Origin of the sequence: Granulicella sp. S190 (assembly GCF_009766095.1) — a bacterium.
Classification (GTDB): Bacteria; Acidobacteriota; Terriglobia; order Terriglobales; family Acidobacteriaceae; genus Edaphobacter.
This window is the reverse complement of sequence record NZ_LMUD01000019.1, coordinates 30,310-50,762: the sequence shown is the minus strand read 5'-3', so window position 1 is coordinate 50,762 and position 20,453 is coordinate 30,310. Positions and strand designations below refer to the sequence as shown.

Genomic DNA, 20,453 nt, shown 5'->3' with positions numbered 1-20,453 from the left:
CTTCCATTCAGAGAAAGAACCCATGAAGACTAGCAATAAAATGATTTTCACCCTCGCACTCGCCAGCATCACTACGCTCTCCTTCGCGCAGGCGCCTATCGTCCATCAGCCGCCTCCGCCAGCGCCTGATCAGCAGCAAGATCAGCCGTACCAGGCACCACCTCCTCCGCCGCCTGCTGACGCACAACAGCAGCAACAGGCGCCGCCCCCTCCCGTCGCTCCGCAGCAACTCGACCAGATCGTCCAGAGAATCGCACTTTATCCGGATCCACTTCTCGCCCAGGTGCTCACAGCCTCAACCTTTCCGGAGCAGATTCCCGACGCCGCTACATGGGCGCAGCAGCACTCCGGCATGACCGGCGACGCCCTTGCCCAGGCCATCCAGGCAGACAGCCTCCCTTGGGATCCCAGCGTTCTCGCGCTTCTACCCTTTCCCTCCGTACTCGACATGATGGCTCGAGATCCGCAGTGGACAGGCGCGCTGGGCAATGCCGTTCTCGCCCAGCGGCCGGATGTCATGGACGCCGTTCAGCGCCAGCGTCACTCCGCTCATGACTACGGCTACCTCACTCCCACCGCCTACGACAACGTAGTGGACAACGGTGGATACCTCGAGATCGAGCCCGTCAATCCTGCGTACTACTATGTACCGGTCTATAACCCAGCTATAGTCTTCTATCGTCCGCGTCCAGGCTTCATCGTCACCACCGGCATCCGCTTCGGTCCCGCCATTACGATCGGCCCGGCATTCGGCGTCTACGGCTGGTACGGCGCCGGCTTCGGATGGGGAGGACACACCATCCTCATCGACCATCGTCCGTGGGGCCGTACCTACTTCAACCGCGGCGCTTATGTTCATCCTTACGCTCATCCCTATGCCCGGCCGGTAGGTCCGCGTGTCGAGGCTCACGTACACGGCGACGAGCGCAGACACTAATACCCATTACTTATCGCCGACGACACCCGGCACACTCCCAATACCGGGTGTCGTCTTTTGATCCTCAGTAAAACAACCTTCCTCTTCAACGGGTACACTCGATCTCAACTGAACCTATCGAGGCAAAATGATCATCGTCAACGACGAGTACGTCACGCTCGACACCTCCAACGGACCCATGCGCACGCACATCGTTCGCCCGGCCGCACCCGGCCGTTACCCCGGCATCGTCTTCTATTCCGAGATCTTCCAGATCACCGCGCCCATCCGCCGCACCGCTGCCATGCTCGCTGGCCACGGCTACATCGTCGCCATGCCTGAGATCTACCACGAGTTCGAACCCGCCGGCACCGTCTTCGCCTACGACCAAGTCGGCTCCGACCGCGGCAACGTTCTCAAGACCACCAAAGAACTCTCAAGTTACGACGCCGACGCCCGCGCCGCGCTCGACCATCTCAAATCCCGCCCCGACTGCACCGGCCATCTCGGAGCCATGGGCATCTGCATCGGCGGTCACCTCGCCTTTCGCGCCGCGATGAATCCAGACGTACTCGCCACCGCCTGCTTCTACGCTACCGACATCCACAAAGGTTCGCTCAGCAAGACCGGGGACGACTCGCTCGAACACGCCCGGGACATTCAGGGTGAACTCCTCATGATCTGGGGTCGTCAGGATCCGCACATCCCCCTCGAAGGCCGCATGACCGTCCTCGCCCGTCTCAACCAGCTTGAAAAGAAGTTCAGCTGGCATGAGGTCAATGGAGCTCACGCCTTCATGCGCGACGAAGGCCTGCGCTACGACCCTGAACTCGCTCACACCCTCTATGGGCTCGTCTTCAACTTCTTCCACCGCAAACTGGGCGAAGGCGACCAATCCGCGCAGGCCTCCCCGTCCACAGAAACTCGTCATTAAGTCAGGCACCGCGAGATGGCCCGGAGACACAACCTCCTCCAGGCCATCTCGGGCACTTAGTTGACGAAGCCCGGGCTATCCGGAGTCAGCCTCACTCCGGTGACCTTCCCCGTAAGCGTAATAATCGATTTGCCGGTTTGATAGAAGTTCTCCACGATAAAAGTCCCCTCGAACTTGTCCCCGCTTGGATCGAGCGTAACCTCTTCCCGGATGTTCGTAGGCCCAATAAGCGTGTTCAGTGGCTCCTTGGTCGTCGGATCCAGAATGATGTTCCCCTTCGCATCAACCGTAGGCCCGCTCCAGTTCAACGCGTAGTGATTAAGTTTGAAGGTTGCTCTCCCGGTCTGCTTCCACACGCCGAGACAGAAGTTCCCCGTCGAAGGATCCCGGCCAGAGTTCAAAATCTCGGTCCCGTCGCGATGCCAGGCGGAATACCCCTGATCCAGTACAGTGCCATCCGGTAGTCCTACCGCCTGATTGCCTACCGAAAGGACCTTTACCCGCCACAAGCCGACGATGGAAGCCCCTTCAGGGCGGCCCCAGTCCGCAGTCTGTCCGGCGCCCAAAAGGAACGCCATCGGTTTCACAATGCCCTTCGATTGAAGCCCCGGATAAGAGCCGCATCCCGCCTTGGCAACTGGCGCGAAGCTCGTTCCCAAGGCAATGACTCCAAGAGCCACGGTAAGTGCGCTGAACTTCCATTTCATGACAATTCTCCTTTGACGCCGACTCTGTCGACGGGGAGACCGTAGCACCAACCGCCAGAAAACAATCATGAGTTGCTCTGAGGACTTCCTCATTCCAGATGAGGAGACTAAAGTAGTTTGAAAGCAATGGATTGAACCACCGTAAGCAAAGGGCCCGCTTTTTCGCAGCGTCGGCTGCAAAACTAAAATCGAGGTCCTATGTTAGAGGCCAATCAGCATGAGCTTATGTCTGCAATCCGCTTTGGGGACTATGAACTCGACCCCAGACGCGGAGTGCTGTCGTACCAAGGAACCCCGCTCAAGCTGCAGCCTCAACCTTTCCGCGTTCTGGAGCTACTCGTAGCACGTGCTCCCAACATCGTCACCCGCGAGCAATTGAGCGCCTATGTCTGGGGCGACGGTGTCTACGTCGACATCGACCAGAGCCTCAACTTTTGCATTCGCCAGATCCGTTCCGCACTGAACGACACTGCTTCTAACCCCAGGTTTGTCGATACCCTGCCCAAACAAGGTTATCGTTTCATTGCTCCCATCCACCCCGAAGTCCCGGACCTGGCCCCGGCGTCTCTAAATTCCACCTCTCGTGAGCCGCAACAGTCCCCATGGAATGACGCCCCTCGTTCAACCTCCGCTGCCGCTCCTGCGGTCGAGACGCTGTCAGATAGCCATACACAACCCTTTGGTTTACATCATTCATCCAGCCTCATTTCACGCTCCCGGATCTGGCTTGTAGCCTTGATAGCCTTCGCAATCTTCGGCATCTTCGCTGCCGCACGCTATCGTCAAAATCGTTCCCTTGCTGCGATACCCAAGATCAGCTCCCTCGCCGTACTCCCGCTGGACAACCTCTCTGGCGATCCGACTCAGGACTATCTCGCCGACGGCATGACCGACGAACTCACCACCATGCTGGCGAAAAACTCCACCCTCAGAATCGTCTCCCGAACCTCCGCCATGCAATACAAGGGTGTCCGCCGCCCGGTCCGCCAAATCGCCTCAGAGCTTGGCGTGGACGGTATCCTTGAAGGATCTATTGCGCGCTTCGGCGACAAGATCCACATGACCGTTCAGTTGATCCAGGCGCCCAGCGACACCCACCTCTGGGCCGACAGCTACGATCGCGACTCAAATAACGTCGTCACCCTACCCAAAGAAGCCGCCCAGGCGATAGCAAAGCGGCTCAATAGAGTTGAGGAGCAACCAGCTCCGGCCCGATATGTAAATCCCGAAGCCCACGACGCCTATCTCCGCGGGCGTTACGACTGGTTCCAGGGCGATAACGAGCATGCGGGCAAATACTTCAGGAAGGCGACTGAGTTGCAACCCGACTACGCCCCCGGCTGGGCTGGCCTCTCCACCTACTACGGCCAAGGCGCGTTTGACGATCTCGCCCCGAGAGTCGTCCTTCCACTGCAAATGGAAGCAGCAAAGAAAGCAGTGGAACTCGATCCCTCGCTTCCCTGGGCTCACCTCTCGTTGGGGGCTTCGATGGTCTTTTCCTGGAACTGGATGCAAGCGGAACAGGAGATAGCCCGCGCGATTGAGCTTGGTCCCGACTTCGCCGAAGCCTATCACTTTCGCGCAAAGATGTGGAACGCACTCGGCCGCGGCGACGAAGCCATCGAATCGGAAAAAAAGGCGATGGAACTCGATCCATTCCAGCGGCCCTTCGCCATGGGACTGGCTCTCGTCTCCGCGCGGAAGTATGACGCCGCTATTGAAGACATCCATTCAAGACTCGAAGCTAATCCTCAAGATGTTAGCCTCCACTGGATGCTATGCGACGCCTACCGTCGCAAAGGCGATCTGAAGAACGCAGCAAGCGAGTGGGAAAAATCTGCGCTTCTGGGAGGTGATAAAAAGGAAGCCGATGAGATTCGAATCACCTACCAAAAGAGCGGCTACGCAGCTCTGCTCCTCCGACAGGTAGCCAACTTCAAGAAAAAGTCAGCAACGCAATATGTCTCGCCAATGGAGTTCGCTCTCCAATATGCGCAACTCGGCCGCCGGGAAGAAACCTTGGCATCGCTGGAGGATGCTTACCAGCAAAAAGCCGTATATCTGATCTGGGTACAAAATGACCCGGCCTACGATTTTGTCCACACCGATCCGCGCTACCAGTCCATCATCAAACGAATGGGATTACCACCAGCTTACTAGCAATGAGGAGACTCAAACTACCTCCAACTGACCGCGAGATGCCACCGCATCTTTCGATCCATGGTCTTCTCCAGCACATGCGCATACTCCAACAGCTCCGAGAGCACCTGCTCTCCCTCTGTTCCCAACTGCTGCGGATCAGCCTCCAGCGTTTGTACTAACGCCTGAACAGTCTTCAGGCCCTCAGCCGGCGAATACCACTGCGGCGGAGGCAGCCTTCGCAAAAGCTCCTGGTTTCCCGCACCCTCTTCGATCAGCAGCGACATGGAGTTCTCATCCGCGGAGAAAAACTCGATCAGTGGCCGCACCCCGAGCCGGAGTGCAAGCCGCTCTAGCGCGTCCTCATGCCGTGCCAGCGATCGCCCATTGACGAAGATATCGAATCCAGGATCCTCGCCTTCAACCACAATGTACATGGAAGCAGCCATTGACCGAAGTGTACCCTGCAAAATCTTCCCGGAAAAGTATCAACGGAGGGACAGCATCGTCTCTTCTTCATCAGCCTTGAAAAAAAGGAGCATTCCTGTACCAGCCGCCAGCAAGACTAGTCCGCTGATCGCCCTCACGCTTAGAGGAGGCCGCATCAGGGCGTAACTCTCCGCCAGCGTCAGCAATGGAATAAGCAGGTACCGTGCCGCAAAGCGTACCGGCATCATCCCGCGTAACAGCCACACCAGGAGCACAACCTCCACCGCATCCACCAGCGACGAAAGCGACAATACCGAAGCCAATCCGCTCCACCGCCAAACGAAGTCCTCCCCAATCCCACTGCAGAACAGTAGAAACAGCGCGTTGCCCCCACAAATAACTGTGATCGCCTCAGCAAGCGGCACTCCGCGGAGCAGACGATAGAGCCATACACTCGACAGACCAACGAGAACAACCGCAAGACACGCCGCCGCCTGCATGATGCGCGCTCGAAGCGAACTCGAGAACCCCAGTGGCAGCACCAAAAAGAGACCACCCAGCCCCACTAAAGCTGGAATCAGAAACCGCCGCGATCCACTCGCCTCATCCCCGGCAGCGACAGCCATCACCACTACTATAGGAACCATGGCATAGAGAGCAGATCGGCTGATCTCCGGCACTCCAACCCGCGCCCACTCCCCAATCATCATCGGAACGCCAAAGAACCCCACACCGGCGCACGCCAACCTCAACCCTGCCCCACGAGAACGAATCCGCCCCTTGGTCACCAATAGCGCGACCAGCCCGATCAGTCCATAAAGAATCCCTTGCCTCTCCAGTAGAGGCAGGCCCTCCACAACTGGAACAACCCACGAAGTCGCAGACAGAAAACAAACCGCCGCAAATCCAACCCACTCCGCGCGTCTCACCATCTCGTTCACCCCAGAGACAGAAAGACCGCGCAGTTTGCGCGGTCTCTCTACCCTTCATGAAACGTTACCGATTGCCGCCGCTGCCCGAAGGAGCACCGGAACCCGAACCAGGACGACGCCCGCTACGGCGACGACGACCGCCGCCCGGACGCCTCTGGCCTGCAGGTCCATTCGCACCAGGAGCTCCGCCAGCCGGCACAGGTACCGCACCGTCAGCGCGATTGAAGTTTGGCTCATCCGACTCGTCACCATCCTCATCGAAATCTTCGTCATCATCGTCGCCAACAACAGTCTGCTCACCACTTGGCTGCTGTGCATGCACATCAGCGGCGGCCGGCGCCCCATCGGTGCCGATCTGACCCGGCTCAGGCAGACCCAGCTTGGCGCGCTGCTCACGAAGTACAGCCTTGCGCGAGAGCTTGATGCGATTCCCTTCAATGGCAAGAACCTTCACAAGAATCTGATCGCCCTCGCGAAGTTCATCTTTCACCTCCTTCACGCGATGCTCTGCGATCTCGGAGACGTGCAGAAGACCATCGGTTCCAGGGAAGATCTCCACAAATGCACCGAACTCTGCGAGCCGAACTACCTTACCCAGATAGGTCTTTCCAATCTCGGGCACAGCAGTAAGGTCGCTGATCATCTGGATCGCACGAGCCAGACCATCAGCATCGCTCGAAGCAACATTGACGCGGCCGGTATCGTCCACATCGATCTTCACTCCAGTCGCATCGATAATGCCGCGAATCACCTTGCCTCCCGGTCCGATCAGATCGCGGATCTTGTCCGTAGGAATCTGAATGGTGTGAATGCGGGGCGCAAACTGCGACTTCTCTTCCTTCGCTCCAGAGATCACCGCATCCATGGTATCCAGCAGGAAGAGCCGGCCATGACGGGCCTGCTCCAACGCCTCCCGCATAATCTGCGGCGTGATTCCCATAATCTTGATGTCCATCTGCAGAGCAGTGATGCCCTTGCGCGTACCGGCGACTTTGAAGTCCATATCGCCATAGTGATCTTCCGCGCCTGCAATGTCGGTCAGGATCGCGTAGTTATCGCCTTCCTTGACCAGGCCCATAGCAACGCCTGCAACAGATCCCTTGATTGCAATTCCAGCATGCATCAAAGCAAGTGATGCACCGCACACCGTAGCCATCGACGATGAGCCATTCGACTCAAGAATGTCGGAGACCACCCGCAGGGTGTAAGGAGACTCATCCTCAGCCGGTAACACAGCCTCGATCGCCCGGTAGGCAAGCGCGCCATGACCGATCTCTCGACGGCCGACGCCAGTCATGCGGCCAACTTCGCCAACCGAAAACGGAGGGAAGTTGTAGTGCAGCATGAAGCGACGCTTCTGCTCACCCTCATAGCTCTCGAGCCTCTGGGCATCGTCGGTAGTTCCCAACGTCGCACTTACCAGCGCCTGCGTTTCGCCACGCGTAAACAGGGCCGAACCGTGAACACGCGGAAGCACCCCAACCTCAATGCTCAGGTCGCGAATCTTATCGAACGCACGATGATCCGGACGAGTCCGATCGTTCAAAACCTGATCGCGGAAGATCTTCTCGCGCAGAAGCTCGTAGTACTTGCTCAGCTTCTTCGCGGCCGCCGCATCGCCCTCTGGCAGATCCTTCTTCAACTCATCCTTGACGGACTTGACCAGCGCGTAGCTCTCGAACTTCGGATGCTTCTGCGTGTCGAGCGCGTCCTTCAACTGAGCACCAATCTTGGCGGACAGTCCATTCAGATACTCGTGGTCGATCTCTACCGGGCTGACAGTCCGCTTGGTCTTACCCGCACGAGCAACCAGGTCTTCAATCGCCGCGCAGATCTTTTTGATCTGCTCATGAGCAAACTCGATCGCATCCACCACACGATTCTCGGCAACTTCCTTTGCACCGGACTCGATCATCACAATGCCGTCCTTCGTGCCGACGACCATAATGTTCAACTTGCTCTGCGCGCGCTCGGCGTAGGTCGGATTCACCACAAACTGGTCATCGATCAATCCGATACGCACTGCACCAACTGGTCCGTGAAAAGGAATATCGCTCAACGCCAACGCGCAGCTCGCGCCGTTGATGCCAAGTACGTCGGGATCGTTCTCCTTGTCAGCGGAGTACACAAACGCGACCACCTGGGTCTCATTACGAAACGCCTCAGGGAACAGAGGACGAATCGGACGATCGATCTGGCGGCTCGTCAAGATCTCCTTCTCGCTCGGACGTCCCTCACGCTTGATGAACCCGCCAGGGATGCGGCCACCCGCATAGGTGAACTCGCGATATTCGACAGTAAGAGGGAAAAAGTCGATGCCCTCTTTCGGGTCGGGGGAGGCAGTTGCCGTGGCCAGAACTACGTTGTCGCCGCTCGAGGTAAGTGCCGCACCCGGGGCTTGCTTCGCCATGCGCCCGGTCTCGAATTTAATCTGCTTGCCGCCGGCAAGCTCAACTGTCACATCTTGTTTCATGTTGCCTCTCTTCTCTCGTCTTCTGTCAATTAAGCTTGAATCGCGACATCCGTTAGCCGGGCGCGAAAAAGCGCAGCTATACGCTGACGGCTACTGTGCCGCCAGCGAGCTGCACTGGAGTATGTCGTTTAGGGGCCAACGTTCGCCTGAGATAAAAACTATGGAGACAACGCCTCGGTCTCCCATCGTCAGCAACCCCAGCGACAAGGTCTAGCTTGACCTTGAACGAAGTTAGCAGCCGACTGAGAACAGGCCGTGTATGCTCCCATAGTTTGAACGGTCTCTCCGGGGATCGTGCGGTTACTTGCGGATTCCGAGTTTGCCGATGACCTCGCGATAACGGTCCGCGTCACACTTCTTCAGATAATCAAGCAAGCGGCGACGCTTGCTCACAAGCATCAAAAGCCCGCGGCGCGAGCCGTGATCCTTCTTGTGTGCCTTGAAGTGTTCCGTCAACTCGCCAATACGCTCGCTCAAAATCGCGATCTGAACCTCTGGACTCCCGGTATCTGAGTCGTGCGTGCGGAACTTCTCAATAATGTCTGTCTTTTTAGCGGATGCCAACACAGCTGTTTCTACTCCTGATCTTCTAGTTCACTCTTAGTGTCTGCATAAGGATAGCACCGCTGGCGAAACCGGGCAATCGAGTGCCGCCAGCAGTGATAGCAATCTGCGCATATTTTGGGCTGCGCGCATGGCCCTTTTAAGCGATATGCGCCTTCAGAAACTTCAGCGAACGCTCCCGCGCCAGCTTTGCCGAGGCCTCGTGGTAGCTGTTCGGGTCGACATCCCGGTTAAAGGCATGTCCTGCACCGTCATAGACGAAGATCTCTACCTCCGGATGAGCCGAACGAACCGCCTCAATCTGGTCCTGTCCAATGTGGCTGTCCTCCGCCCCAAAGTGCAGCATCACAGGGCAGCTTGGCTCCTCTTTCGCCACCGATCCGATGCCGCCCGCGTAATACCCAACGCAGCACGCGGGCTGCATCTTGTAGTTCTCGCCCCGCGTCGCCACCAGCCAGCTAGTCAAACCGCCATAACAGTAGCCGATTACACCGATTCCCTTACCCGACGCCTTCGCCCACCCATACGCCGCAACCACGTCCATAAGCGTCGTCTCAGGCTTCAACAAACCGTAAAAATAATAAGCTCGCTTCATATCGTCAGGCTGATAAGTAAGCTGGACGCCGGGCTCGAACCGGTCAAAGATTGCCGGCGCAATCACCAGAAATCCATCTTTGGCATATCCATCCGCCACACTGCGGATGTGGGCATTGATGCCGAATATCTCCTGCACCAGGATCAGTGCTCCAATTGCCTCACCCGCGGGCCGGGCAACATACGCGCTCAGCTCATGACCATCTTCTGCCTTCAACTTAATCCACTCGCTCATGAGTTCAATCATAACGAACGCCTCCCCTTAATTCGAGCGCGTTAGTTGTCAAATAAAAGTAAAGCTGTTCGATTGGAAAGAAAGACAAAACTCTAAGATGCGAATCAGAAGCGTTTTTATTTATCGTCGGAACCGGCATAGCTTTTTATCTCTCTCGTCCATCGAAGAAATCGGAAAAACTGTCTCTTGTCCCTCCAAAACAGGTTCCAGAAATCACGCGCTCGCACCGTCTCAGCGCGTTGTCCCGAATAGGTCTCGAGCCTCCATCGCAGATAAGGGCTTCGCCAGGGCCTCAACCGATTTCCACGCGTCGCATTCCAAAGAAACCTGATCTCTTCGCCCAAAGAACTCCTCGCCCCCTTAAGTATAGGCACTTAGGCCTTGAAGGTCTCTCTATCTCATCAGTTGAAAGAGATCCTCTTGGCTGCCAAGACTGCTTATGACACTGAGCAGTGCCTGATGTTGCGTCTCGTCAGACGACAGCTGCGTCGCCACCTCCTCGGGATTCGCCGAGACTAAGCTGCCCTGTGCTACCACCAGCTGGGTCTCCGTGGTTTGTGCAAAGGTGCTGGCAGAGTTGAGTCGGCTCAAAGAGCTATCGAGAACACTGCGCTGATCCGACAACTGCCCCAGAGCAGTGTTCAGTGCGGCCGTGTCAGTAGTAATACTTGCCGTCGGCCCGCCGCTCGAAATATCTGCAATCAGTTGACTCAATGCGCCAATCACCCCGGAGCTTCCGGAGCCGAAGACGGAGGAGCCAGGTAGATTGAGTTGCAGCTTCTGGCCGCCCGGCGCCTCCACGAACTGCACATTCGTATCGCCTGCGTAGGTCGCAGTTGCAGGCGTCGTCGAGGTATCAAGCGTGAATGGCTGAACCGATCCCTGGCTTCCGCTAAAAAGAAACTGCCCCTGATAACTGGTGTTCGCCAGCGAGATCACTTGGCTCAAGATCCCGCTGAGAGACTGGGCAACACTCGCATTATCTGTCGCATTCTCGGTTCCATTGCTCCCCTCCACAGCCAGCGACAGCGCTTGCGTCACCTGGGTCACCACATCGCCCAACGTCGAGTCGGTGACCTGTAGTCTCGAGGCATCGCTCGAAGCTGATTGAACGAAGGTATCGGTTTGATCGATTTGGCCGGCCAGCAAAGTACTCTGCGCAACGGCAACAGGATTGTCTTGAAGTAGCTGAATACTCAACCCGCTCGATAGCTCCGACGTCAAGTTATCCAGCGCTGCACTGGACTGGTTGAGTGCCCCGCTCAGATTACTAAGGTAGTTTGGATCAACTCGCAAGATGTGCTCCTGATTCGGAAGTAAGTATGTCGAAGAGAGCTGTGAAGTCTTAGCTCACGGAGGTCTCCACTCCAAGGTTGATTGCACTCGCAAACAGCGTATTCACGATAGAGAACACCTGGGACGCCGCTTGATACGAGCGTTGATACTGCGTCAGGTTCGAAGCCTCTTCATCGGAAGAGACGCTCGAGAGCGCATCGCGCTGCGTCGTAAGCTGCGTAAGTGCAGTCTGCTGGTTTGTAGAATCCGTGGTCGCTGCAGAAGCATCGCTGCCCACCTGCCCCAGAAAAGACGCAAGAAAACCCACAGCAGTCTGACCTGCAACCACATCCTGCGTGGAAAGATTCGCGAGAGCGGTGGCATTATCATTACCCGACGAGCCCTCGCCAGAAGTAGCAGCGGCTACCGCGCCTGGAGAGGTTGCGGAGACCGCGATTGATGCAGCAGCGCCGGTAGCACTCGTTGGAAGGCTGAAGATTGCCGCACCCGGATTCCCACTGCTGTCTACGCCCAATTCATTCTGCGCATTCAATGCACTCCCAAGAGAAAACGCCAGGTTGTCCAGCGCAGTCGAATAGCTTGGCAAGTATTGATCTCTTGCCTGTAGCGCTCCGCCCAGATCTCCCCCGGTAAGATTCGCAGTCACATCCTGTGGAGGATCCCCTGCCAACACATCTGTGTTTCCACCTACCTGGGTTGTGCTCACCTTGAAGGATTGATCGCCACTGACTAGAACCGCGCCGCTACTGGTCGTCAACGAAATACCATTCTGCGACGTCGAAATCTGATCCAAGCCAACCAGTTGCGACAGTTGATCGATGTCTTCCTGACGCTGATCTTCGAGCGTACCCGCATCGCCATTCGGACTGGCGCTGGCGATCTTTGCGTTGAGTGCGGCTATCGAAGAGGTAAGCGAGTTCACCTGGGTGACGTCGCCGCTGACCTGTTGATTGAGGCTGGAGGATATCTGCGAAAGTTGACTCGACGCACTGTTGAACGCGCCAGCCAGCGCACTTGCTGTCGTCAGTACGTTCTGCCGTGTCGAGGTATCCGAAGGATTAGACTCCAGGGCCGAGAGGGAGCTGAAGAAGCTATTGATCGCCGTACCAAGTTGCGATGAAGTTACCGCAGACGAACCCGTCGCATCGGTCCCAAGAGAAAAGATACTCTCCACCTGCTGCAGGGCAGATTGCAGTGCAGAACTCTGCGCCGTACTCTGGGTCTGTTGCTGCACGCGCTGCTCAAGCACCCGGTCCCGCAGCGAAGAGACGGTGGCCGTGACGCCGGAGCTCTGGACCCCTCCTCCGCTGATGGTGACCGAATCGCCCGACTCGAAGCTGGTGACCTCGCGGGTATAGCCTGGGGTAGACTGGTTCGCAACGTTATTGGCGGTCGCGTTCAAGGCCGCTTGATCTGCCAGCAGCGCCTCGCTTGCAATATTCAATAGTGAAGTGAGTGTGCCCATCGGTCTCTCGTATCTCTCTCGTATCTCTCTCGTTCAGGTAGAAGAAGTAAAGACAGACTCAAGTCAAGGCAACGCTGACAGGTCAGCCACCTTCGAATCCATCGCTATCGTCACTTCAGTAAAGTTTCAAAAATCCTGTCCGCTACGTCAGAAGACGACACGGAATAACTTCCTGCGGCAATCGCCTCTTGCAGAGACGAAACCTTCGCGGTTCGCGTATCTGAAGTCTCCAAAGACTGAAAGACAAACCCTCCAGCCGAACTCAAAGCTGTCTCGTCAGAGTGCCCTACCGCTGTGCTGCTGCCGTTATCTTTGTCGTCTTTGTTAGCCACAGCCCCGGATATGTTCGCCGGTACAACCGCATGCGTCTCAGATAAAGCGATCCCGTTTGCTGTCTCTTGACCGCCGATTCCACTTGCATAGCTCATGGGAGCCTCCGTCTACTTGACTCTATCGGCGCCCACTCCTCAAACTTTAGTACCCGACTCCTTTTTGAGTGAGTGTTGTTGATGCTCCTGCGTCACCTGTTCGACGACCCTTCGAGCGATCCCAAAGCCGCCTCCCTTCGAGATGGCCTTTGCAATAGCCTCAGTCCCGAAGCTGCTCATGGTGTCCGAACCCGAGTCGCCGCTATCTTCCTCGCCCCAGCTGCTATGCCCCTGTTGCATCGGCTTGAGCAGCTCCTGCAACATCGTCGCTTCAAATTGCTGGGCTGCATCGACCAGCTTCGCCTGCTTCTGAGCCTGAGCCGCGGTAGGCGGTGATACTGTAATCTCCGGATCAATCGTCATAGAACCTCTATCTCCGCTTCGAGCGCCCCCGCAGACTTCATCGCCTGCAAGATCGAGATGACATCCCGTGCCGAGGCCCCGATCGTCTGCAGGCTTCGCACCAGATCATCCACCGTGGCTCCCTGCTTCAGCTCAATCCGGTTCACCGGTTTGTCTTGAGCCTCGACCCTCGTCTGCTGCACAACCTGGGTACTCCCGCCGGAGGAAAATGCACCCGGCTGCGACACCTGGAACTCGCTCACCACGTTCACCGCCAGCCCGCCATGCAGAATCGAAACCGGCTGCAGAACCACGGTGCCTCCAATAACAACGGTTCCCGTGCGTTCATTCACCACCACCTTCGCTCGAGGAAACACAGGCACCTCGATCGACTCCACCTCCGCCAGCAGCGCCGGAATCTCCTCGCCCGCCGCGACCTCGAGGTCCACGCTTCGACTGTCCAGAACATGGGCAGCAGGCCGCCCTAACGAACGATTAATCGCAGAAGCCATCGCCTCCGCGCTCCTGAAATCAGCGTCGTTCAGCAGCAGCGAGAACTGCCTCCTTCCCCCCAGATCCAGCGGAATCCCACGCTCGACCATAGCCCCAAAGGGAACCCTGGCAGTATTCGGATGGTTGTATTGCTTCACATTCCCGTTCACGTTGATCGAATAGCCGCCAACCACCAGCGGCCCTTGGGCCTGCGCGTAGATCTTGCCGTCCGATCCATAGAGTGGAGTCATCAACAGCAGGCCCCCTTCGAGGCTTCTCGCATCGCCCGCGGAGGAGACCGTAATATCCAGCTTCGTGCCGGGACGAGAGAAGGGTGGCAGCGTCGCCGAAACAAAGACTGCAGCCAGATTCTGTACCCGAATTGCCGACGCCGGCACGCTCACCCCCATGCGAAGCAGCGTCGAGGCCAGCGTCTGCGCCGGAAAGGTCGTCTGCTGACTATCTCCTGTCCCCTGCAGGCCAACGACGATGCCGTATCCCACCAACTGATTGTCGCGAATCCCTTCGATGGAGGCGATATCTTTGATCCTCGCCTCCCTTGCAGGCGCGGTTGTACCCGGCTCGGACGAGAGCGCACACGCTAACGGCGCGGAAGAAAGAAGAGACAGACACACCAGGCAGATCGAAAGTTCTATCTGTACTCCCCTGCGTTCTAGTCCTGCCGGATTGCGAGCAACACTCATAAAGCTCCTCATTAGAAGATCAGCACCTTTTGTAGAATCCGAACCAGCGCGTTCTGACGGTGGGTATAGTCGTTGATAATTCCCTTCCCGCGCACCTCAAGCTCTAGGCTGGAGATGGCGGTAGATAGAACCTGGTTCTGCTGTGAGATGTCTTCCGGCCGAACCAGCCCGCGCAGCATAATCGTCTGCGTCTGCTGGCTGAACTCAACCTGTCGCGCCGCCTCGATCACCAGCATCCCATTCGGCAAAACTTCAATCACCTGCCCGCCAAACGTAGTGCTAAGGCTTGAATTAGTCGCACTTGTACCCTGCGCATTCAAACCTGACGAAGACGTTTGGTTGATCAGATTCTGCAAGGCATTCCCCGCATGTAAAGTCCCAATAAGACCGGAGATCGCGGAGCTGGCGTTCGAGGCTCGAGAGTTCTTCACCGTGCCGTCGGTCGAAGCCGCAAGGCTCTCGGAGACCACCACCGAGATCAGATCATGCGGTCGCATGGCTCTGACATCCGTACTGATACGAGTAAGTCTTCCGCTATCGGTCCAGATAGAACCAGGCGCAGGCTGCACATTCGAGTTCTCCGCGCGCACCCTCTCCAGGTAGGACGACAACGACACGGCCGCAACATTTGGCTTCGGCTCCATCATTTTTTTGATGGCTGCGGTCTGGGCATGCAACGAGGGAATCGCGACGATCAACAGGAGCCATTCAGCACTTCTCGGCGCGAAGCGGCGTTGCCTCTGCCCCGATGCCGACTGCAATCCAGAAGCAGAAGCTATCGGTACAAATTTCTTCATGGTCTTATCTCCACGTCTGATGGCCCTCGAACGATGCCCGAGAGTTCTCCCATAGCGCCTTGGTCGTCTCTCTCCGTGCGCAACAGTCGAACTCTTACCAAGCTGCCCAGGCCGCCATTCTGCTCCGACACTCCGGCAACTTCGATCCGCAAACGACTCTCCTGCCTCCAGAGCCGAACGACATCGCCTGCCCGCACCAAAACATTTACAGCACTACTTCTCGCGCTCTTCTGCTCCTCTAGCCGCTCCGTGAGCTTTACCTCCCCTTGGGGAACAGCGATCGCAGGCCACCCCGGATGATCACAGGCCACAATCATCGCCCACGACCTTCCCAGCACCAGGTCCGTCTGAACTCTAGCCACGCGATAGCCACCGTCTTCTGGGATCGAGGACCCGCTCGAAGTCTTGGTACCCGCCGCGACCGCCTCCAAGGGAGTCTTATAGCACCCCGCAAAGGCTGTATGCGCAAGGCCCACTCCGTTCAGCACGACGAAAACGGAAGCGATCGTCTTTAGCTTCGAAAAAATAGTGGACATAGCGTCCTATCTCACCAGGCCATTGATCTGCGAGTACATGTCGTCAGCGACGTGGATCACCTTGGAGTTACTCTCATACGCACGCTGGGCCAGAATCATCTGCACAAACTCGGCGACCACATCGACGTTCGAATTCTCCAGATAGCCCTGCTGCAGTGTTCCCATTCCGCTGGTGCCGCCTGGACTATCCGTGATCGGATTGCCTGATGCCGCCGTCTGCTGTAACAAGTTACTTCCAATCGAGTTCAGTCCCCCCGGATTCGGGAAGGTTGCCAGCTGGATCGTCCCTAGCTGCGCTGCGTTGGTCTGCCCGGGAAGCGTCGCCGTCACCACCCCGTACTGAGAGATCGTCACCGGACCAGCATTCGAAGGAATCGTGATCGCAGGCAGAACAGTGTCTCCTTCCGTGGTCACGATGGTGCCCTGACTGTTCAAATGAAAGTTGCCCGCCCGCGTATAGGCAATCGTCCCATCGGGCAGCGACACCTGAAAAAAGCCCGAGCCCTGAATCTCAAGGTCATAGGTATTGCCTGTGTTGTTCGGATCGCCCTGGGTCATAATCACCTCGCTCGAAGCCGTCTTGGTGCCAAGGCCAACTTGCAGCCCTGCCGACAACGTCTGTTGCGTCTCGGCAGATCCAGGTGTGACCAGGTTCTGATAGATCATGTCTTCAAACTGCACCTGACGCTGCCGAAAGCCAGCCGTCCCCGAGTTCGCCAGGTTATTTGCGATCGTATCCAGATTTGTCTGCTGGGCACTCATCCCACTTGCCGCCGTATATAAAGCACGAATCATCTCAAACTCCTTTTTGTAAAGCTCCAGAAACTTTCGGGATCTCTTCAGACTCGAGGAAGATCCTCTGATGCGGTCTTATCGAAGTCGTTATTGAAAACACTCAAAGCCTTCTGCATCATCTCTGCCTGTCGTTGCACCAGCACCAGCTGCATCGTGCCGTGAACCGCATCTTCATTGGCACCTTCCACAGAGCCCTGTTCGACCGAGGCAGTAGCCGCGACCGGCTTGGCTCCATTTGCAGAAAAACGGTTCGACCCCTCTGCGGTAAGAGCTGACTTATCCGCAAAGTCGAATGCGCCTACTTTCCCGACGATTACGCTGCCATCCGCCGTAGAGACGGAGATGCTGCCATCGGAGGAAACGTAGACGTTCCCGGTAGGGATGGTAATAGGCTTCAGGTTGGCATCGAGCACAGGCTCCGCCTCGCTGGTCTGAAGTATGCCTTTGGCGGAGCGGGAGAACGCGCCGTCTCTGGTATACCGGACGCCGTTGGCCGTTTGGATGGCGAAGAATCCCTGTCCCTCCAGGGCAAGATCAAGCGGATTGCCCGTTGCCTTCAACTCGCCCTGTTCAAGATCCAGTCTGTCCCCGCCCAGAACTCCGAAGCCATTAACCGACTGACCGACCTGGGACGCAGTCTCAGGATCCTGATCGATGCCGCCGGCGAGCACTCCTCTGAAGTACTCACGCTGGGCGCGAAAACCGGAGGTTCCTGCATTGGCCAGATTATTGGCCGCTGTATCGAGTGCCTGCGTCCTCGCCAGGAGTCCTGTATATGCTGCATAGAGTCCACTGTCCATGCCACGGACTTATGCACTTCGGTGGCCGAAGCCGGAGGAAGGATGGTTAGAAAGCGCTAAGGGAACCGCGATTCAAGATTGCTCTGGCTTCGCCGATACAACAATCAGGCCAGAGTGGTTTGGAGGATCGGTGCGAGCTTTAATTATTGACGATTCGGCAGTGATGAGAAAAGTGATCGAGCGGGCATTGCGTCAGGCAGGCCTCGAACTCAGCGAGGTCTTGCAGGCTTCAAACGGCGAGGAGGCCTTACAGACCCTTCGCGAAAATCAGGGCTCAGGCGCTCTCTCCCTGATCCTGAGCGACATCAACATGCCGGTGATGGATGGACTCCAGTTTCTTGAGGCGAGAAAGCAAGAAAACCTCGCGCAGGGAGTTCCTGTCGTCATGATTACGACCGAAGGCAATGAGACCTTTGTGTTGCGAGCCATCGCCGCAGGCGCGCAAGGCTATATCTGCAAGCCATTCACGGCCGAGCAGGTCAAGGCGCGCGTGCTCCCGCTCCTGCGCGCAGCCTAGATGATTCTCCTTTACCTAAGTACGCGACAGAGCGTCGCCGCTTTACAGTGCTCAAAATTAAGCAACATAAATCAGGACTAGGAAGAGGACAACTGTGGTGAATCAGCACGATGAGGCAGTGACTCGGCTTGACTCGGCCGTTGCAGAGGTCTTTGAAACGATGCTAGAGAGAAGCTGCGACCCGCTGGAGGGTGAGGTCGACACAATCGAAGGCCGAATCGTGGCGCGTATTCAATTTACCGGTGCCGTCGCTGGAGAGTGCCTCTTATACGCCAGTCAGGCAACTGCGTCCGTCACCGCCGAAGCCCTGCTCGGAACGCCGTCCGAACCGCACGACCCAATGGTCGACGACGCCATCGGAGAGCTCTGCAATATGATCGCCGGCGGCTGGAAGAGCAAGCTCGCCGCGCCGGACTCCGACTGCTCCATCTCGACTCCTGCAGTCACCCGCGATGGGCTCGACGGATATCAGGCAAAGTTCATCACCAAGTTCAGCCGCAACTACTCGTTCCAGGGAAATGTGTTCGGCGTGGTCCTCGCATTCTAGCTACCTTGGCGAGGATCCCGTCTTCTCTTGGCGATGTTGACTTTCTATGGAATCCACCATCACGTCAAGTTACTCTGTACTCAGCCCAATCCTTATTCACACCTTTCAAGGAGAGTTGCTTATGACAGAGAACTCGCTGCAAAGCGATAACCCAAGTCCTTCGCAGTTGGAGCTCCCGCGATTTGTAGACGGAACGTCCATGCTGCTCGCAGGCCTGCGCGACCACTACACAAGAGCAACCATGCAGGAGATCCCGAAGCTGTGGCAACGTTTTGTGCCCTATCTCGACAAGCTTCCGGAAAAGATCAGCAGCGTAACCTACGGCATCTGCTTCCCTCTGCCAGAGGGATTCGACTATCTCTCAGCAGTCGAGGTAAACAGCGCCTCCCAACTCCCGAAGGAGTTCAGCGTGGTCGCCATGCCGGTGGAGAGATACGCGGTCTTCACCCATCGAGGCCACGTCTCGAAGCTGAATGAAACGTGCCGCGCCATCGAGCAAGAGTGGTTACCCAAGTCGGGATTCTCGTTCGCACTCGGGGCTCCGGGCGCGCCCGGCTTCTTCGAGCGCTACGGCGAAAACTTCGACCCAAAGATTGGCGCTGGCGATATCGAAGTCTGGGTGCCCATCCGATAATGCCGGGTAACACAACCTCTAAAAAACGAGGAGAAACATCGTAAATCGCCCGCTCATTGATCTATAGAACAAGAAAAGAAACAAGAAAGCCCGGCCCCCTTACTACGGAGACCGGGCTTCCTATCGAGAATCGCAATTGCTTACTTGACCACTGACTGGAACAGCGGCGAAGTCAACAGGCTGGCAAACTGGCTGTCCGAAGAAGAGTAGGAAACCGTCAACGTCCCGGCGTTCGAGTCGATGGTGGTCTGATCGAGTGCGGACTTCTCCATCGGAGAGCCCGAGTTCTTGCGCAGAAGCGACACACCCTTCATCAAGGTCGCTGCAGTAGCAGCGGTCAACGTATCCGACATCACCACACCCATGTCGAACTTAACGCCGTTTTGGAAGTCCATCGTGTAGCGGCTGCTCTTCATGCGATTCTTCACGGTGTCATAGTCAGTAAGCTGCGCCGCATCGCCGAGCACACCCTTCATCATGGTCTGCGTCCCCTTGGCATCAAGCAGACTCCACACTGCTTTGGTGTCGACAACTCCCATCTCGTTGACCATGTCGCTGTTGGCAAGGAAGTCAGGTGTCATACCGTCGCGGGCGTCCATCGCCTCCTTCACGGCATCCTTGTCACCAAAGACCATCGTGGTCTGGTTCAGAAAGACCACACTCATCCCATTCGCGCCCATCGGGTACACGCTGTTATTGCGGATCATGGTGGGCTTGACCTTATTCTTGGCAAAGTTGGCCATCACCTCACGGGTGTGGAACTGCCCCTGAGCGATGCCGACGATGCGAGTCCCATCACCCTTCTGATCGCGGAAGGCAGCAAAGGCGAGAACATCGGCATCCTGATCGACCTTGAGGCCAGAGCTCTTCAATGCCGTCTCGAGCCGCTTGAGTTCAGGCGGAAGGACCCGGTCCTTGAGATCCATAGCTGCAGGAGAGTTCTGCATGGCGCGGTAGTCGACCACGATGAGCTGCTGAATCTCCTTCGGCAGGGCAGACTTCGCGTCGCTGGAGAGCTGCGCAGCGGAGGCGAAGGTGGGGGCCATCATCGTAGCCATGACGACTGTTGCGGTGAAGAGATTTCGTTTGATTATGTTCATAAATCCTTTTGCTCCTTGAGCTACTAGCAGTGTAGCTGCAATACCACCATTGTTCCGTGAATACGCGCTAGTTGCAA

At 57.0% G+C, this 20,453-nt stretch carries 22 protein-coding genes; 6 read left to right on the top strand and 16 right to left on the bottom strand.

Features of this window, described 5'->3' with window-relative positions; genetic code table 11:
* Window positions 1-22: 22 nt before the first annotated feature.
* Window positions 23-937 (top strand): DUF3300 domain-containing protein, encoded by a 915-nt coding sequence (locus GSQ94_RS12095; RefSeq protein ID WP_158944135.1) that lies wholly within the window; start codon window positions 23-25, stop codon window positions 935-937.
* A 127-nt stretch (window positions 938-1,064) separates the two neighbouring features.
* Window positions 1,065-1,850, top strand: a complete 786-nt coding sequence (locus tag GSQ94_RS12090) for a dienelactone hydrolase family protein (RefSeq protein WP_158944134.1) — start codon at window positions 1,065-1,067, stop codon at window positions 1,848-1,850.
* Window positions 1,851-1,906: 56 nt separating this feature from the next.
* Here GSQ94_RS12090 and GSQ94_RS12085 read toward each other — a convergent pair whose 3' ends face one another.
* Window positions 1,907-2,557, bottom strand: coding sequence for a hypothetical protein (locus tag GSQ94_RS12085; RefSeq protein ID WP_158944133.1), 651 nt, complete (start codon window positions 2,555-2,557; stop codon window positions 1,907-1,909).
* 198 nt (window positions 2,558-2,755) lie between these two features.
* On the opposite strand from GSQ94_RS12085, the gene GSQ94_RS12080 reads away from it, so the two are divergent.
* Window positions 2,756-4,717 (top strand): winged helix-turn-helix domain-containing protein, encoded by a 1,962-nt coding sequence (locus GSQ94_RS12080; RefSeq protein ID WP_158944132.1) that lies wholly within the window; start codon window positions 2,756-2,758, stop codon window positions 4,715-4,717.
* A 17-nt stretch (window positions 4,718-4,734) separates the two neighbouring features.
* Here the strand turns inward: GSQ94_RS12080 and GSQ94_RS12075 are convergent, their stop codons facing one another.
* The 14 genes from GSQ94_RS12075 to GSQ94_RS12010 all read right to left on the bottom strand — a co-directional run bounded on the left by GSQ94_RS12075 (window position 4,735) and on the right by GSQ94_RS12010 (window position 17,578).
* Window positions 4,735-5,145 (bottom strand): hypothetical protein, encoded by a 411-nt coding sequence (locus tag GSQ94_RS12075; protein ID WP_158944131.1) that lies wholly within the window; start codon window positions 5,143-5,145, stop codon window positions 4,735-4,737.
* Between the two features lie 39 nt (window positions 5,146-5,184).
* Entirely contained in the window at window positions 5,185-6,057 is an 873-nt protein-coding gene (locus tag GSQ94_RS12070; protein ID WP_158944130.1) for a hypothetical protein, read from the bottom strand.
* Window positions 6,058-6,121: 64 nt separating this feature from the next.
* Window positions 6,122-8,530: a polyribonucleotide nucleotidyltransferase gene (pnp, locus tag GSQ94_RS12065; RefSeq protein WP_158944129.1), complete on the bottom strand. Its 2,409-nt coding sequence runs from the start codon at window positions 8,528-8,530 to the stop codon at window positions 6,122-6,124.
* A 300-nt stretch (window positions 8,531-8,830) separates the two neighbouring features.
* Window positions 8,831-9,097, bottom strand: a complete 267-nt coding sequence (gene rpsO / locus GSQ94_RS12060; protein ID WP_158944128.1) for a 30S ribosomal protein S15 — start codon at window positions 9,095-9,097, stop codon at window positions 8,831-8,833.
* Between the two features lie 136 nt (window positions 9,098-9,233).
* Window positions 9,234-9,935 (bottom strand): dienelactone hydrolase family protein, encoded by a 702-nt coding sequence (locus GSQ94_RS12055; RefSeq protein ID WP_254063827.1) that lies wholly within the window; start codon window positions 9,933-9,935, stop codon window positions 9,234-9,236.
* Between the two features lie 381 nt (window positions 9,936-10,316).
* On the bottom strand, window positions 10,317-11,219 hold the full coding sequence (locus tag GSQ94_RS12050) for a flagellin (RefSeq protein ID WP_158944127.1): 903 nt from the start codon (window positions 11,217-11,219) through the stop codon (window positions 10,317-10,319).
* 49 nt (window positions 11,220-11,268) lie between these two features.
* On the bottom strand, window positions 11,269-12,684 hold the full coding sequence (gene flgK / locus GSQ94_RS12045; protein ID WP_158944126.1) for a flagellar hook-associated protein FlgK: 1,416 nt from the start codon (window positions 12,682-12,684) through the stop codon (window positions 11,269-11,271).
* A 110-nt stretch (window positions 12,685-12,794) separates the two neighbouring features.
* Complete coding sequence (locus tag GSQ94_RS12040; protein WP_158944125.1) at window positions 12,795-13,112, bottom strand: flagellar biosynthesis anti-sigma factor FlgM; 318 nt, start codon at window positions 13,110-13,112, stop codon at window positions 12,795-12,797.
* Between the two features lie 39 nt (window positions 13,113-13,151).
* Window positions 13,152-13,475 (bottom strand): hypothetical protein, encoded by a 324-nt coding sequence (locus GSQ94_RS12035; RefSeq protein ID WP_158944124.1) that lies wholly within the window; start codon window positions 13,473-13,475, stop codon window positions 13,152-13,154.
* Complete coding sequence (locus GSQ94_RS12030) at window positions 13,472-14,650, bottom strand: flagellar basal body P-ring protein FlgI (RefSeq protein ID WP_254063826.1); 1,179 nt, start codon at window positions 14,648-14,650, stop codon at window positions 13,472-13,474. Before GSQ94_RS12030 ends, GSQ94_RS12035 begins: the two co-directional genes overlap by 4 nt.
* An 11-nt stretch (window positions 14,651-14,661) precedes the next feature.
* Entirely contained in the window at window positions 14,662-15,447 is a 786-nt protein-coding gene (locus tag GSQ94_RS12025) for a flagellar basal body L-ring protein FlgH (protein ID WP_254063825.1), read from the bottom strand.
* Window positions 15,444-15,983 carry a flagella basal body P-ring formation protein FlgA gene (locus tag GSQ94_RS12020; RefSeq protein ID WP_158944122.1) on the bottom strand — a complete coding sequence of 180 codons (540 nt, stop codon included), beginning with the start codon at window positions 15,981-15,983 and terminating at the stop codon, window positions 15,444-15,446. Before GSQ94_RS12020 ends, GSQ94_RS12025 begins: the two co-directional genes overlap by 4 nt.
* Window positions 15,984-15,989: 6 nt before the next feature.
* The gene (gene flgG / locus GSQ94_RS12015; RefSeq protein ID WP_158944121.1) at window positions 15,990-16,778 is read right to left on the bottom strand and encodes a flagellar basal-body rod protein FlgG; all 789 of its coding nucleotides are present in this window, start codon (window positions 16,776-16,778) and stop codon (window positions 15,990-15,992) included.
* A gap of 44 nt (window positions 16,779-16,822) precedes the next feature.
* On the bottom strand, window positions 16,823-17,578 hold the full coding sequence (locus GSQ94_RS12010) for a flagellar hook-basal body protein (protein WP_158944120.1): 756 nt from the start codon (window positions 17,576-17,578) through the stop codon (window positions 16,823-16,825).
* 130 nt (window positions 17,579-17,708) lie between these two features.
* Here GSQ94_RS12010 and GSQ94_RS12005 point away from each other — a divergent pair, with 130 nt between their 5' ends.
* The 3 genes from GSQ94_RS12005 (at window position 17,709) to GSQ94_RS11995 (ending at window position 19,276) form a co-directional block, all read left to right on the top strand.
* Window positions 17,709-18,095: a PleD family two-component system response regulator gene (locus GSQ94_RS12005; RefSeq protein WP_254063824.1), complete on the top strand. Its 387-nt coding sequence runs from the start codon at window positions 17,709-17,711 to the stop codon at window positions 18,093-18,095.
* A 160-nt stretch (window positions 18,096-18,255) separates the two neighbouring features.
* Window positions 18,256-18,642: a chemotaxis protein CheX gene (locus tag GSQ94_RS12000; protein WP_158944118.1), complete on the top strand. Its 387-nt coding sequence runs from the start codon at window positions 18,256-18,258 to the stop codon at window positions 18,640-18,642.
* A gap of 121 nt (window positions 18,643-18,763) precedes the next feature.
* Window positions 18,764-19,276 carry a GyrI-like domain-containing protein gene (locus GSQ94_RS11995; RefSeq protein ID WP_158944117.1) on the top strand — a complete coding sequence of 171 codons (513 nt, stop codon included), beginning with the start codon at window positions 18,764-18,766 and terminating at the stop codon, window positions 19,274-19,276.
* Between the two features lie 140 nt (window positions 19,277-19,416).
* On the opposite strand, the gene GSQ94_RS11990 is transcribed toward GSQ94_RS11995, so the two are convergent.
* Complete coding sequence (locus GSQ94_RS11990; protein ID WP_158944116.1) at window positions 19,417-20,376, bottom strand: hypothetical protein; 960 nt, start codon at window positions 20,374-20,376, stop codon at window positions 19,417-19,419.
* Between the last annotated feature and the right edge of the window lie 77 nt (window positions 20,377-20,453).

What these genes read in the sequence shown, in the direction of transcription:
- GSQ94_RS12095 (WP_158944135.1), top strand. Translation starts at nt 23, where the DNA reads ATGAAGACTAGCAATAAAATGATTTTCACCCTCGCACTCGCCAGCATC.
- GSQ94_RS12090 (WP_158944134.1), top strand. Translation starts at nt 1,065, where the DNA reads ATGATCATCGTCAACGACGAGTACGTCACGCTCGACACCTCCAACGGA.
- GSQ94_RS12085 (WP_158944133.1), bottom strand. Translation starts at nt 2,557, where the DNA reads ATGAAATGGAAGTTCAGCGCACTTACCGTGGCTCTTGGAGTCATTGCC.
- GSQ94_RS12080 (WP_158944132.1), top strand. Translation starts at nt 2,756, where the DNA reads ATGTTAGAGGCCAATCAGCATGAGCTTATGTCTGCAATCCGCTTTGGG.
- GSQ94_RS12075 (WP_158944131.1), bottom strand. Translation starts at nt 5,145, where the DNA reads ATGGCTGCTTCCATGTACATTGTGGTTGAAGGCGAGGATCCTGGATTC.
- GSQ94_RS12070 (WP_158944130.1), bottom strand. Translation starts at nt 6,057, where the DNA reads ATGGTGAGACGCGCGGAGTGGGTTGGATTTGCGGCGGTTTGTTTTCTG.
- pnp (WP_158944129.1), bottom strand. Translation starts at nt 8,530, where the DNA reads ATGAAACAAGATGTGACAGTTGAGCTTGCCGGCGGCAAGCAGATTAAA.
- GSQ94_RS12055 (WP_254063827.1), bottom strand. Translation starts at nt 9,935, where the DNA reads ATGATTGAACTCATGAGCGAGTGGATTAAGTTGAAGGCAGAAGATGGT.
- flgK (WP_158944126.1), bottom strand. Translation starts at nt 12,684, where the DNA reads ATGGGCACACTCACTTCACTATTGAATATTGCAAGCGAGGCGCTGCTG.
- GSQ94_RS12040 (WP_158944125.1), bottom strand. Translation starts at nt 13,112, where the DNA reads ATGAGCTATGCAAGTGGAATCGGCGGTCAAGAGACAGCAAACGGGATC.
- GSQ94_RS12035 (WP_158944124.1), bottom strand. Translation starts at nt 13,475, where the DNA reads ATGACGATTGATCCGGAGATTACAGTATCACCGCCTACCGCGGCTCAG.
- GSQ94_RS12030 (WP_254063826.1), bottom strand. Translation starts at nt 14,650, where the DNA reads ATGAGTGTTGCTCGCAATCCGGCAGGACTAGAACGCAGGGGAGTACAG.
- GSQ94_RS12025 (WP_254063825.1), bottom strand. Translation starts at nt 15,447, where the DNA reads ATGAAGAAATTTGTACCGATAGCTTCTGCTTCTGGATTGCAGTCGGCA.
- GSQ94_RS12020 (WP_158944122.1), bottom strand. Translation starts at nt 15,983, where the DNA reads ATGTCCACTATTTTTTCGAAGCTAAAGACGATCGCTTCCGTTTTCGTC.
- flgG (WP_158944121.1), bottom strand. Translation starts at nt 16,778, where the DNA reads ATGATTCGTGCTTTATATACGGCGGCAAGTGGGATGAGTGCCCAGCAG.
- GSQ94_RS12010 (WP_158944120.1), bottom strand. Translation starts at nt 17,578, where the DNA reads ATGGACAGTGGACTCTATGCAGCATATACAGGACTCCTGGCGAGGACG.
- GSQ94_RS12000 (WP_158944118.1), top strand. Translation starts at nt 18,256, where the DNA reads ATGCTAGAGAGAAGCTGCGACCCGCTGGAGGGTGAGGTCGACACAATC.
- GSQ94_RS11995 (WP_158944117.1), top strand. Translation starts at nt 18,764, where the DNA reads ATGACAGAGAACTCGCTGCAAAGCGATAACCCAAGTCCTTCGCAGTTG.
- GSQ94_RS11990 (WP_158944116.1), bottom strand. Translation starts at nt 20,376, where the DNA reads ATGAACATAATCAAACGAAATCTCTTCACCGCAACAGTCGTCATGGCT.